The organism is Ideonella sp. FW305-24, from assembly GCF_058788035.1.
The window spans coordinates 77,114-89,558 of the sequence record NZ_JBYTAI010000020.1 but is presented as its reverse complement, the minus strand read 5'-3'; the positions used below and the strand labels follow the sequence as shown (position 1 = coordinate 89,558).

Below are 12,445 nucleotides of genomic sequence, written 5' to 3'. Positions count from 1 at the left end.
GGCACGAGGCGTGCGGCCGCCAGCATACTGGCTGCACCCCAACCTTTCCTGATGGCAGGCCATGGCGCGCATCCTCTACCTGACCCAGATCGACATCGACTTCGGCGTGCTCTCGCTGCTGCAGTCCGAATGCGAGCGGCTGGGCATTGCCAAGCCGCTGGTGGTGACAGACCCCGGGGTGCGCGCTGCAGGTGTGCTGGACCAGGCGCTGGGTGCGCTGGGCACCCTGCCCCACGCGGTGTTCGACGCCACGCCGCCCAACCCGACCGAGGCTGCCGTGCGCGCCGCGGTGGCGGTCTACAAGCAGCATGGCTGCGACGGCCTGGTGGCCGTGGGGGGCGGCTCCAGCATCGACCTGGCCAAGGGCGTGGCGATCGCCGCCACGCACCCCGGCCCGCTGAGCCAGTACGCCACCATCGAAGGCGGCGCCGGGCGCATCAGCACGGCCGCGGCGCCGGTCATTGCGGTGCCGACCACCGCGGGCACCGGCAGCGAGGTCGCGCGCGGCGCGATCCTGATCGTCGACGATGGCCGCAAGCTGGGCTTCCACAACTGGAACCTGATGCCCAAGTCCGCGCTGCTGGATCCGGCGCTGACATTGACGCTGCCGCCTTCCTTGACGGCAGCCACCGGCATGGACGCCATCGCCCATTGCCTTGAGACCTTCATGTCCGGCGCGGTGAACCCTCCCGCCGACGGCATTGCACTGGACGGCCTGGCGCGCGGCTGGGCCCACATCGAACGCGCCACCCGCAACGGCCAGGACCGCGACGCCCGCTGGGCCATGATGAGTGCCAGCATGCAGGGCGCGCTGGCCTTCCAGAAGGGCCTGGGCTGCGTGCATTCGCTCAGCCACAGCCTGGGCGGCAAGAACCCGCGCCTGCACCACGGCACCTTGAACGCCGTCTTCCTGCCGGCCGTGATCCGCTTCAACGCCTCGGCCGACTCGATGCGGCGCGAGAACCGGCTGGCTCGCATGGCGCACGCCATCGGCCTGCCCGGCTGCGACAGCCAGGGCACCGAGCTGGCCGAGGCTGTGCGCGAGCTGAACGCCCGCCTGGGCCTGCCGACGGGGCTGGCGCAGATGGGGGTGTCGCCCGAGATCTTCGAGGCCGTGATCGACGGCGCGATGGTCGACCATTGCCATGCAACGAACCCTAGGCTCGCAACCCGCGAAGACTACCTGCAGCTGCTGCACGACTCGATGTGAAACCGCGGCTGTCTGCGGTCGAAACGTCCTGATACAGGTCTGATACTTGCTTGGAAAACAGGTATCACTAAACCTACAGGACGTTGTTGATGCAGTGCGCAGTGACGGGGCGGCGGCTCAAAGCCGCCGGGGTGGGCGTTGCCTGCTGGGCAACAGCAAGTGCATGGGCGCAGGCTGCTTCGGACGCTGCCGCGACGGCGGCTTCCGGGGTGGCATCGGGTGCCGCTTCAGCGCCTGAGGGCGTGGCCGCCGCGTCGGGTGCGGCCGCCAGCGCGGTCGCCACCGGCGTGCCCCTGCTGACGCCGGTCGCCCAGATCAGTGCCGGCGACACCGCCTGGATGATCAGCGCCACCGCGCTGGTGCTGCTGATGACGATCCCCGGGCTGGCGTTGTTCTACGCCGGCATGGTGCGCAAGAAGAACGTGCTGGGCACGATGGCCCAGGTGCTGGCGGTCTGCGCGCTGGTCTCGCTGCTGTGGTTTGGCTGGGGCTACAGCCTGGCCTTCATGCCCGGCTCGCCATGGCTGGGCAGCGGCATCGCGACCTTTCTGTCCACGGTGCAGTTCCACAAGATGGCAGGCCTGGTCACCACTCATCCACTGGCGCCGACCATACCCGAGTCGGTGTACGTGATGTTCCAGCTGAGCTTCGCGATCATCACGCCGGCACTGATCGTCGGAGCATTTGCCGAGCGCATGCGGTTCGCAGCGCTGCTGTGGTTCATGGGCCTGTGGTCCATCCTGGTGTATTCGCCGGTGGCGCACTGGGTCTGGGCGAGTGATGGCTGGCTGGCCCAGCGTGGTGCGCTGGACTTTGCCGGTGGCACGGTGGTGCACATCAATGCCGGCATTGCAGGGCTGGTGGCGGCCTTCATGCTGGGCAAGCGCAAAGGCTACGGTCAAGTGGCGCTGATGCCGTCCAACCTCGCGTACACGGCCATCGGCGCGTCGCTGCTGTGGGTGGGCTGGATGGGCTTCAACGGTGGCTCGGCCGGTGCTGCGGACGGGCGCGCCGGCATGGCGATGCTGGTCACGCAACTGGGCGCCGCAGCGGCAGCGCTCGCCTGGATGCTGGCCGAGTGGATCGTGCGGCGCACGCCCACCTTGCTGGGCCTGTGCAGCGGCGCGGTGGCCGGCCTGGTGGCCATCACGCCGGCTTCCGGCTTTGTCAGCCCGAGCAGCGCAGTGCTGATCGGCGTGGCCGCCGGGGTAGGCTGCTACTGGGGCGCCACCGGCCTGAAGCGCCTGCTGGGGGCGGACGACTCGCTGGACGTGTTTGGCGTGCACGGCGTGGGCGGCATCATCGGTGCGCTGATGACCGGCTGGCTGGCCGATCCGGAAATCGGCGGTGTCGAAGGCAGCGTGCTCACGCAGGGCCTGGCGGTGCTGGCCACGCTGGTCTACAGCGGCCTGGCAAGCGCACTGATCCTGAAGCTGGTGGACTGGGTGATCGGCCTGCGCATCACCGAGAAGCAGGAATCCGACGGGCTGGACCTGAGCCAGCACGGCGAGCGCGTCGAGTGATCCGAAGGTGGTTCACGAGCGCGCAGCAAGGCAGTTTTCTTCTTTTGACGACAACTTAGCCGGAGGTGTGAAGATGCTGGAGAGCGAAAAGCTGGCCATTGCCGCCCACCTGCATGTGGTGATGCGGCGCAAGGTGGGCCGTGTCACCGACGTGGAGTGGCTGGTGCGCAGCCCCGAGTACGCCCGCGAGATCATCCGCGTGGCGCTGGCCGAGGTGGCGCACCCGGAGCTCGTCGAATGGGGCCAGCGCTTCCTGGCCGCCATGTTCCCGCCGCCAGCCGAAGTGCGGCCGCAGCCCACCCGCAGCATGGCCGAGCGCCATGCCCCCTCTGGCTTCGGCGAGAGCCGTTTCGGACGCAGCACCAATGCACCCTCCGCCCCCAGCGCGCCGCCGCCGGCCCGTTACGTGGGCAGCCTGCGCTGACAGGCCCGCGCTGACGAAAAGAGGCCCGGTTGCTGTTTGGCAACCGGGCCTTTTGTTTGGCTTGACGACCTTGACCGTCGTCACCGCAGCGCGGCCGGCGCCGAGCCGCCTCAAGGCAGCCGCGCCAACCCGCCCGGCGGGTGGTTTGCCGTACCCGGCGAACCGGGTGCCCCATTCTTAATGGAACTGCTCTTCTTCCGTGGAGCCGGTCAGTGCCTTGACGCTGGAGCTGCCGCCCTGGATCACGGTGGTCACGTCGTCGAAATAGCCGGCTCCCACTTCCTGCTGGTGCGAGACGAAGGTGTAGCCTTGTTCGCGGGCCTTGAATTCGGGCTCCTGCACCATGTCGACGTAGTGCTTCATGCCTTCGCCGTTCGCATAGGCGTGGGCGAACTTGAAGGTGTTGAACCAGTTGATGTGGATGCCGGCCAGCGTGATGAACTGGTACTTGTAGCCCAGGGCCGACAGTTCATCCTGGAAGCGCGCGATCGTGCGGTCGTCCAGGTTCTTCTTCCAGTTGAAGGACGGCGAGCAGTTGTAGCTCAGCAGCTTGCCCGGACTCTTGGCATGCACGGCCTGCGCGAACTCACGGGCGAAGCCCAGGTCCGGCGTGCCGGTTTCGCACCACACCAGGTCGGCATAGGGCGCATAGGCCACGCCGCGGCTGATGGCCTGCTCCAGGCCGTTCTTGACGCGGTAGAAGCCTTCCTGCGTGCGCTCGCCGGTCAGGAAGGGCTTGTCGTTGGCGTCGTGGTCGCTGGTGATCAGGTTGGCGGCTTCGGCGTCGGTGCGGGCCAGCACGATGGTGGGCACGCCCATCACGTCGGCAGCGAAACGCGCGGCCAGCAGCTTCTCGATGGCTTCCTGCGTCGGCACCAGCACCTTGCCGCCCATGTGGCCGCACTTCTTCACGGCCGCCAGCTGGTCTTCGAAGTGCACGCCGGCAGCGCCCGCGGCAATCATGTTCTTCATCAGCTCGAAGGCGTTCAGCACGCCGCCGAAACCGGCTTCCGCGTCGGCCACGATGGGCAGGAAGTAGTCGACGAACTGCTCGTCGCCCGGGTTGATGCCGCGCGACCACTGGATCTCGTCAGCCCGCTTGAAGGTGTTGTTGATGCGGCGGACCATGGTCGGCACCGAGTCGTAGGCGTACAGCGACTGGTCCGGGTACATGGTCTCGGAGGTGTTGCCGTCGGCGGCCACCTGCCAGCCCGACAGGTACACCGCTTCCAGGCCGGCCTTGGCCTGCTGCATCGCCTGGCCGGCGGTGATCGCCCCGAAGGCGTTCACATAGCCCTTCTTGGCACCACCGTTGATCTTGTTCCACAGCGTTTCGGCGCCGCGCTGGGCCAGCGTGTACTCGGGCTGCAGGCTGCCGCGCAGGCGCACCACGTCAGCAGCGGAATAGCCACGCTTGACACCCTTCCAGCGGGGGTTTTCGGCCCAGTCTTTTTGCAGGGCGGCAATCTGTTGTTCGCGGGTCAGCTTCGTCATCGGGAGCTCCATCAGGTAGGTCGAATCGGGGTCGATCGGGTGTCGGAAATTGAGGTCAACAAGGTGACAACCTGGAGACAAGTGTGCGCGCCGAACTCGCTGGCGGGAAGACTTATGTCTTATATAAGACTGAAGTTTGTTTTCAATGAAATCAATGACTTAACTTCAACATATCGCAATGTGAGAGTGGAGATTTCACTATGAAAAATGAAACTCACCTTCGAATCCTCTTGATTCCACATCGTGAAATAGCCTTTTCGCGATGGGAAATCCGCAGCAGTGGATGCCGATGCAAGCCCCCGATGCGTGCGCCGGGCAACGCGATGCTCTTTATGATGGCCGCCGTCGACCTGATCGGCAGGGTCGAAACCCCTTCGGCGATCCCCGTTCAGGTTCCTTAGAAAGCGCTGCCCGATGTCCGGCTTCCCGTTCCTGTCCCAGACCACCTTCCTGCAGGTGCCACCGCTCGCCAAAGGCCACACCTTCGGCTTGGCCGGCGTCGCTTGGGATGGCTGTGTGACCAACCGCCCTGGCGCGCGCTTCGGCCCGCGCAACATCCGCCAGGCCAGCCACATGCTGTGCGACGGCACGCACCCGCTGTTCGATGTGGCGCTGGACGGCTGCGTGGGCGACGCCGGCGACCTGCCCTTACCCAACACCAGCCTGGAAGGCATGCGCGCAGCGATGATGCCGTTGATCCAGCCGCTGATTGCCAGCCACCACATGGCCTGGCTGGGCGGCGATCACTCGATCACGCTGCCACTGCTGCGCGCCTACCGCGCCCAGGTCGGCCAGCCGCTGGCCATCATCCATTTCGACGCCCACTGCGACACCTGGGAAGACCACTTCGGCGAGCCCAGTGGCCATGGCACCTGGGTCTACGAGGCCATCCAGGAAGGCCTGGTGCTGCCCGAGTGCTTCACGCAACTGGGCATCCGCTCGGCCGGGGTGCGCGAAGCCCGCGAATACGTGCGCGACCAGGGCGGCCAGATCTTCACCGCGCGTGACCTGCGCGGCCTGGAGAACCCGACGCAGCTGGCGCCGGTGTTCCGCGCCATCCGCGAGCGCCTGGCCGCACACGGGCACCCGCCCCTTTACCTCAGCCTGGACATCGACTGCCTGGACCCGGCCTTTGCACCTGGCACCGGCACGCCCGAGCCGGCCGGCATGACGACCAACCAGGTCTTCAGCATCCTCGAGGAACTGGCCGACCTGCCCTTCATCGGCATGGACTGCGTGGAGGTGTCCCCGCCTTTCGACCAGAGCGAGCTGACCAGCCTGGCCGCCTCGCAAATCGTCTGGACCTACCTCAGCGGCCAGCGCAGGCGCTTGGGCATCTGACTCGGATTGGCAACGTCGTCTGAGCTAACTTTAGCCCCTAGCCAATCGAGGCGGAGGTCAGTGGTAGTCGTCTTCCAGCTGATGCCGGATGGCGAGCACCTGAACCAGACCTGCATCGACGATCTCGAACAGCGCAACATAGCCGGCCGCACCGAATGGAATCAACAACTCGCGCAGGAAAGGGCTCTCGGCGGCCTTGCGGTAGATGAATGGGGTGCGTCGCAAGCTGTCGATCGCGCTCACGATTGCTTCATAGGCGATGTCAGCATGCGTCAGGTCCTCCACCGTCTCGGCCTTGTCGACCAAATGGTCGTAGAGGCGAATGAGGTCGGCGCGGGCCTGGGCCAGGTAGCGGACTGCGAAGCTCAACCGAGGATCCGCTTTCTGGCGGCCTCAAGCCGGCCTTTCAGTTCTGCGTGCACCTCGTCCGCGGAATACGAGACGCCAGTGCGAGCGAAGTCCTGACGCGCGGCCAAGCCGCGGGCAATGAACTCGGCGCGGTTGCGTCGACGGTCGATGGTCTCTCGCACCGACGACTCGATGAAACCTGACAAGGACTCGCCTTCCTGCAGGACACTTTCGGCAGCTTCGCGAAGCTCGGCTTCGACGCGCAGCGAGGGGAACGTTGCGGACTTCATGGGTGGAATGGATTGCGTTGCACTTGCGACGCAGTGAGTGTAGTCCGTTCCAGGCCCAGCGGTTACAACGGCAAGGCGGTGGTCTTCTTGACCGTCCGCAGCACCAGCATGGAGTTCGACCGCTCCACGCCCGGCAGGTGCATCAGCACCTGGGTGTGGAAACGCTCCAGGTCCTCGGCGTCGCGGTAGGCGAAGCGGATCAGGTAGTCGTTCGAGCCGGCCACGTAATAGCAGTCCAGCACCTGCGGCTCGGCCCGCACAGCCTGCTCGAAGGCTTCGAGCAGGCTGTTGCTCATGGTTTCGAGGTTGATGATGGTGAAGCTGGTGCCTGTCTGGCCCACGGCCTTGGGGTTCAGCAGCGCCACGTACTGCGCGATCACGCCTTCATCTTCCAGTTGCTTGACCCGCCGCAGGCAGGCGGAGGGCGACAGATGCACCCGCTGCGCCAGCTCCACGTTGGTGAGCTTGCCGTCGATCTGTAGCTCCGACAGGATGGCGCGGTCAATGGCGTCCAGATGCATCAGTTGCATGCCAGCCTGTGATGAAAATTGCGGCGATTTGGGGATGCTTCGCATATTGTTTCAATATTGTAGTTCTGCTTCGCATGAAATTGCGCCGCGAGGCCTGGGACCTCGCCAACGCGCAAGCACATTGCGCGCCGGCTTGGCTAGACTGCTCTTCGTTGCTGAATGCCACTTGAAGCAGCGCCGAAGCGTGATGTGGATCACGCCGCCACTGCCAAGTCCTTGAGGAATGACGATGACCGCCGACCTTGACGCCTACTGGATGCCCTACACGGCCAATCGCCAGTTCAAGAAGGCACCGCGCCTGCTGACCAAGGCTTCCGGCATGCATTTCTGGAACGACGAAGGCCGGCAGATCCTCGACGGCGTCGCCGGCCTGTGGTGCGTCAACGCCGGCCACGCCCGGCCGCGCATCGTGCAGGCGATTGCCGAGCAGGCCGCCGAGATGGACTACGCGCCGCCGTTCCAGATGGGCCACCCCAAAGCCTTCGAGCTGGCCCGCCGCGTGGCGGACCTGGCGCCGGGCGACATGAACAAGGTCTTCTTCACCAACTCCGGCTCCGAAGCCGTGGAGACGGCGCTGAAGATGGCCCTGGCCTATCACCGCGTGCGCGGCGAAGGCCAGCGCACCCGGCTGATCGGCCGCGAGCGCGGCTACCACGGCGTCAACTTCGGCGGCATGTCGGTCGGTGGCATCGTGGGCAACCGCAAGATGTTCGGCACCATGCTGAGCGGCGTGGACCACATCCGCCACACCCACGACTTAGGCGCCAATGCCTTCAGCGTCGGCCAGCCAGCCCATGGCGCCGAGCTGGCAGACGACCTGGAGCGCCTGTGCGCGCTGCACGACCCGTCGACCATCGCCGCGGTGATCGTCGAGCCGGTGGCAGGATCCACCGGCGTGCTGATCCCGCCGCAAGGCTACCTGCAGCGCCTGCGCGAGATCTGCGACCGCCACGGCATCCTGCTGATCTTCGACGAGGTCATCACCGGCTTCGGCCGCACCGGCAACCCGTTTGCCGCGCAGACCTTCGGCGTCACGCCAGACCTGATGAGCTGCGCCAAGGGCCTGACCAACGGCGCCGTGCCGATGGGCGCGGTGATTGCCCGCCAACACGTGTACGACGCTTTCATGCAGGGACCGGAACAGGCGATCGAATTCGCCCACGGCTACACCTACTCGGCCCACCCGCTGGCCTGCGCCGCCGGCCTGGCCACGCTGGACACCTACGAGGAAGAAGGCCTGCTGACCCGCGCTGGCGAGCTGCAGTCTTACTTCGCCGAGTCGCTGCATTCGCTGAAGGACGCGCCGCACGTGATCGACGTGCGCAACATCGGCCTGGTCGGCGGCATCGAGCTGACGCCGCGTCCCGGCGCACCGACCGCACGCGCCTTCGACGTGTTCCTGGACTGCTACGCCGCCGGCGTGATGGTGCGCACCACGGGCGACACGGTGGCGTTGTCGCCGCCGCTGATCATCAGCCGCGAGCAGATCGACCAGATCGTCAGCACACTGCGCAACGCGATCAGTCGCGTGGCCTGAGCACTTCCACTCCCATTCTTCCAACCCTGCGGTAACTGACTTTCAGAGGGCTTTGCCTAGCGCCTACCTTATGACCTTCCTCAGCGTCGACCGCGATCTCGCCCGCCATTCGTATTACGCCGCCACCGCCCCGCGCATGCAGGGTTTTGCTGCGCTTTCCGGCGACCTCGAAGCCGACGTGGCCATCGTCGGCGGCGGCCTGGCCGGGTTGACCGCCGCGCTGGACCTGGCCAGGCTGGGCCGCAAGGTCGTGCTGCTGGAGGCCAGGCAGGTCAGTTGGGGTGCCAGTGGGCGCAACGGCGGGCAGGCCATCCACGGCCTGGCCTGCGACCAGACCGAAATCGAAGCCCAACTTGGCCTGGACGACGCCCGCAAGGTCTGGGGCATGACGCTGGAAGCGCTGGACCTGCTGCGCCAGCGCATGCGCCATCACCAGATTGATTGCGACTGGCGCGATGGCTACCTGGGCGTGGCCACCAGTGCACGCAAGGGCGCGGCGCTGGCCGAATGGGCCGAGCGCATGGCGCGGGTCTACAACGCCAGGTTCACACCGGTGCCGCACGAGCGCATTGGCGACTGGATCGCCAGCCCGCGCTACCACTCCGGCCTGCACGACCCGCACTCCGGCCACCTGCATCCGCTCAAATACGCGCTGGGCATCGCCCGCGCCGCGGCCGAAGCCGGTGTGCAGATCTTCGAGAACTCACCCGTCACGGCGATGACGCCCGGCGCCACGGTCACGCTGCACACCGCAGGCGGCCAGGTGCGCGCGCCGCAGGTGCTGCTGGCCGGCAATGTCTACCTGCAGGGCCTGGCCCAGGCGCTGGAGCAGCGCATCATGCCGGTCGGCACCTACATCGTCTGCTCAGAGGCGCTGGAACCTGGACTGGCCGCGTCGCTGGTGCCTTCGGGCTCGGCAGTCTGTGACACCAACTTCGTGCTGGACTACTTCCGCCCGACGGCCGACCACCGCATGCTTTACGGCGGCCGCGTCAGCTACAGCACCGTGACGCCGCCCAACCTGGCCGAGACGATGAGGAAGCTCATGGTCGGCACCTTCCCGCAGCTGAAAGACGCCAAGGCCGAGTTCGCCTGGGGCGGCTTCGTGGACATCACGATGAACCGCGCGCCGGACTTCGGCCGCCTGCCGGACGGCCACCAGAACGTGTATTACCTGCAAGGCTTCTCCGGCCACGGCCTGGCGCTGACTGGCCTGGCTGGCCGGCTGGTGGCCGAAGCCATGACCGGCGACGCCAGCCGCTTTGACGTCTTCGCACGCATCAAGCACCATGCCTTCCCGGGCGGGCGCTTGTTGCGCACTCCGGCCCTGGTGCTGGGCATGGCCTGGTACCAGCTGCGGGACTTGCTGGGTTGAACCCCACTCATTCAGGAACATCGGCATGAACGACATGACCTTGCCCTCCTCGATCACCGCCGCCCACGACGCCGCGGCCGCACCGGCACGCAAGCCCGTGGTGCTGGTGCCCGCGTGCAACCGCATGCTGGGCGAGCACCCTTTCCACATCGCCGGCAAGAAGTACCTGGATGCCGTGCGCCTGGCCGGCGGCCAGCCCTTGATCGTGCCGTCTGCCGAGGCCGATGAGATCGACGCGCTGCTGGATCTGGCCGACGGCGTGTTCCTGACCGGCTCGCCATCCAACGTGCACCCCAGCCACTTCGGCGAAGAAGTGCTGAACCCGGCCCTGCCGCTGGACCCGCTGCGCGACAGCTGGACGCTGCCCTTGATCCGCCGCACGCTTGCGCGCGGCATCCCGCTGTTCGCAATCTGCCGCGGTGCGCAGGAGACCAATGTGGCGCTGGGCGGCTCGCTGCACCAGGCCGTGCACGACGTGGCCGGCCACCATGACCACCGCGCGCCCGATGGCGAACCGGCTGCCGTGCAGTACGGCCCGGCGCATGCGGTGCAGGTGCAGGCCGGCGGCGTGCTGGCCAGCCTGTTCGGCAGCGGCGACTTCCCGGTCAACTCGGTGCATGGTCAGGCGGTGAACCGGCTGGCGGACGGCCTGCGGGTCGAAGCCCGCGCGCCGGACGGGCTGGTTGAAGCGTTTTCAGTCGAAGGCGGCGCTGGCTTCAGCCTGTGCGTGCAATGGCACCCGGAGTGGCAGGCTGCGCAAAACCCGCAATCGGTCGTGATGCTGAACGCCTTTGGCGATGCTTGCCGCCAGCATCAGGCTGCACACCATCCGGCCGCCATTCAACCGGGCGCAAACAAGGCCTGACCCAACAGAACCCCGGGGCCCGCGCGGCCCGGCGCCGGGCGCAGCAGTCTGCCAGGCGACATTCCGCGCGCAATGCAAAAGTCAAAGCAGGTGCCACCATGGCCAGCAGAGAACAATTCAATTTCAGCGAGCTGGAGAACTGGCTCAACCAACACCGTGTCACCGAGATCGAGTGCCTCGTGCCCGACCTCACCGGTGTGGCGCGCGGCAAGATCCTGCCACGCCAGAAGTTCACCGAGGACCGCGGCATGCGGCTGCCCGAAGCCATTGTGGCGATGGGCGTGACCGGGGAATTCCCGGAAGAAGGCCCGTACTACGACGTGATCCACCCGACGGACCGCGACATGCACCTGCGGCCTGACCCGGCCACCGTGCGCATCGTGCCCTGGGCCACCGACCCGACCGCGCAAGTCATCCACGACTGCTACGACCGCGACGGCAACCTGGTGCCGTTTGCGCCGCGCTCGGTGCTGCGCCGCGTCTGCGACCTGTTCGCCGCCGAGGGCTGGGAACCCGTCGTGGCGCCGGAGCTGGAGTTCTACCTGGTCGCCCGCAACACCGACCCCGACATGCCGCTGAAGCCGCCGGTCGGCCGCAGCGGCCGCAGCGAAACCTCGCGCCAGGCCTATTCGATCGACGCGGTCAACGAGTTCGACCCGCTGTTCGAAGACGTCTACGACTACTGCGAGAAGATGGAGTTGAACGTGGACACGCTGATCCACGAAGTCGGCGCTGGCCAGATGGAGATCAACTTCTTCCACGCCCACCCGCTGGGACTGGCCGACGAAGTCTTCTTCTTCAAGCGCACCGTGCGCGAGGCCGCGCTGCGGCACGACATGTTCGCCACCTTCATGGCCAAGCCGATTGCCGGCGAGCCGGGCAGCGCAATGCACGTGCACCAAAGCCTGGTCAGCAAGATGACCGGCAAGAACATCTTCAGCAATGAAGACGGCACTGCCAGCGACGAGTTCTACTGGTACATCGGCGGCCTGCAGAAGTACATCCCGGCGGCGATGGCGCTGTTCGCCCCGTACGTCAACAGCTACCGCCGCTTGTCGCGCAACACTGCAGCGCCGATCAACATCCAGTGGGGTTCCGACAACCGCACCGTCGGCATCCGCTCACCGGTGGCTTCGCCTTCGGCCCGCCGGATCGAGAACCGCGTGATCGGTGCCGATGCCAACCCCTACGTGGCACTGGCCGCCACGCTGGCCTGCGGCTACCTGGGCATCAAGAACAAAATCGCACCGGCCGCCGAATGCAAGGGCGACGCCTATCTGGGCGAATACCAGCTGCCACGCAGCCTGGGCGAAGCGCTGGAACTGCTGCGCCAGGACACCGACCTGGCCGAAGTGCTGGGCAAGGACTTCATCACGGTCTACACCGAGGTGAAAGAGATCGAGCACGCCGAGTTCATGAAGGTGATCTCGCCTTGGGAGCGTGAGCACCTGCTGCTTCACGTCTGATCGACTTCCAGCGGCGTCACTGCCACTCAAAAACACTGCACG

General features: G+C 66.5%; 13 protein-coding genes. 9 read left to right on the top strand and 4 right to left on the bottom strand.

The genetic code is table 11. The features are described 5' to 3' along the window. Positions 1-61: 61 nt before the first annotated feature. The 3 genes from gbd (at position 62) to AC3WR5_RS31590 (ending at position 3,157) form a co-directional block, all read left to right on the top strand. Positions 62-1,210, top strand: coding sequence for a 4-hydroxybutyrate dehydrogenase (gbd, locus tag AC3WR5_RS31600; RefSeq protein ID WP_492489699.1), 1,149 nt, complete (start codon positions 62-64; stop codon positions 1,208-1,210). An 89-nt stretch (positions 1,211-1,299) separates the two neighbouring features. After that, positions 1,300-2,733: an ammonium transporter gene (locus tag AC3WR5_RS31595; protein ID WP_492489697.1), complete on the top strand. Its 1,434-nt coding sequence runs from the start codon at positions 1,300-1,302 to the stop codon at positions 2,731-2,733. Positions 2,734-2,806: 73 nt separating this feature from the next. Continuing rightward, complete coding sequence (locus tag AC3WR5_RS31590) at positions 2,807-3,157, top strand: hypothetical protein (RefSeq protein ID WP_492489695.1); 351 nt, start codon at positions 2,807-2,809, stop codon at positions 3,155-3,157. Positions 3,158-3,334: 177 nt separating this feature from the next. On the opposite strand, the gene aceA is transcribed toward AC3WR5_RS31590, so the two are convergent. Continuing rightward, positions 3,335-4,651 carry an isocitrate lyase gene (gene aceA / locus AC3WR5_RS31585; protein WP_141285486.1) on the bottom strand — a complete coding sequence of 439 codons (1,317 nt, stop codon included), beginning with the start codon at positions 4,649-4,651 and terminating at the stop codon, positions 3,335-3,337. 200 nt (positions 4,652-4,851) lie between these two features. On the opposite strand from aceA, the gene AC3WR5_RS31580 reads away from it, so the two are divergent. Both AC3WR5_RS31580 and speB read left to right on the top strand, forming a co-directional pair. Then, the gene (locus AC3WR5_RS31580) at positions 4,852-5,052 is read left to right on the top strand and encodes a hypothetical protein (protein ID WP_492489692.1); all 201 of its coding nucleotides are present in this window, start codon (positions 4,852-4,854) and stop codon (positions 5,050-5,052) included. 13 nt (positions 5,053-5,065) lie between these two features. Then, positions 5,066-5,992 carry an agmatinase gene (gene speB, locus AC3WR5_RS31575; protein ID WP_492489691.1) on the top strand — a complete coding sequence of 309 codons (927 nt, stop codon included), beginning with the start codon at positions 5,066-5,068 and terminating at the stop codon, positions 5,990-5,992. 57 nt (positions 5,993-6,049) lie between these two features. On the opposite strand, the gene AC3WR5_RS31570 is transcribed toward speB, so the two are convergent. From AC3WR5_RS31570 to AC3WR5_RS31560, 3 genes are all read right to left on the bottom strand, one after another. After that, entirely contained in the window at positions 6,050-6,361 is a 312-nt protein-coding gene (locus tag AC3WR5_RS31570) for a type II toxin-antitoxin system RelE/ParE family toxin (RefSeq protein ID WP_141285490.1), read from the bottom strand. Next, positions 6,358-6,630, bottom strand: a complete 273-nt coding sequence (locus AC3WR5_RS31565; RefSeq protein WP_141285492.1) for a YlcI/YnfO family protein — start codon at positions 6,628-6,630, stop codon at positions 6,358-6,360. Before AC3WR5_RS31565 ends, AC3WR5_RS31570 begins: the two co-directional genes overlap by 4 nt. A gap of 62 nt (positions 6,631-6,692) precedes the next feature. Beyond that, the gene (locus AC3WR5_RS31560; protein WP_492489737.1) at positions 6,693-7,151 is read right to left on the bottom strand and encodes an Lrp/AsnC family transcriptional regulator; all 459 of its coding nucleotides are present in this window, start codon (positions 7,149-7,151) and stop codon (positions 6,693-6,695) included. Positions 7,152-7,389: 238 nt separating this feature from the next. Here AC3WR5_RS31560 and aptA point away from each other — a divergent pair, with 238 nt between their 5' ends. The 4 genes from aptA to AC3WR5_RS31540 all read left to right on the top strand — a co-directional run bounded on the left by aptA (position 7,390) and on the right by AC3WR5_RS31540 (position 12,403). Next, positions 7,390-8,697 carry an omega-aminotransferase AptA gene (aptA, locus tag AC3WR5_RS31555; protein WP_141285496.1) on the top strand — a complete coding sequence of 436 codons (1,308 nt, stop codon included), beginning with the start codon at positions 7,390-7,392 and terminating at the stop codon, positions 8,695-8,697. A gap of 70 nt (positions 8,698-8,767) precedes the next feature. Further along, a complete protein-coding gene (locus AC3WR5_RS31550; RefSeq protein ID WP_492489689.1) occupies positions 8,768-10,072 on the top strand; it encodes an NAD(P)/FAD-dependent oxidoreductase in 1,305 nt (434 codons plus the stop codon). A gap of 34 nt (positions 10,073-10,106) precedes the next feature. Beyond that, positions 10,107-10,937, top strand: coding sequence for a gamma-glutamyl-gamma-aminobutyrate hydrolase family protein (locus AC3WR5_RS31545; protein ID WP_141285512.1), 831 nt, complete (start codon positions 10,107-10,109; stop codon positions 10,935-10,937). A gap of 98 nt (positions 10,938-11,035) precedes the next feature. Beyond that, entirely contained in the window at positions 11,036-12,403 is a 1,368-nt protein-coding gene (locus AC3WR5_RS31540; RefSeq protein WP_141285500.1) for a glutamine synthetase family protein, read from the top strand. The last annotated feature ends 42 nt before the right edge of the window (positions 12,404-12,445 follow it).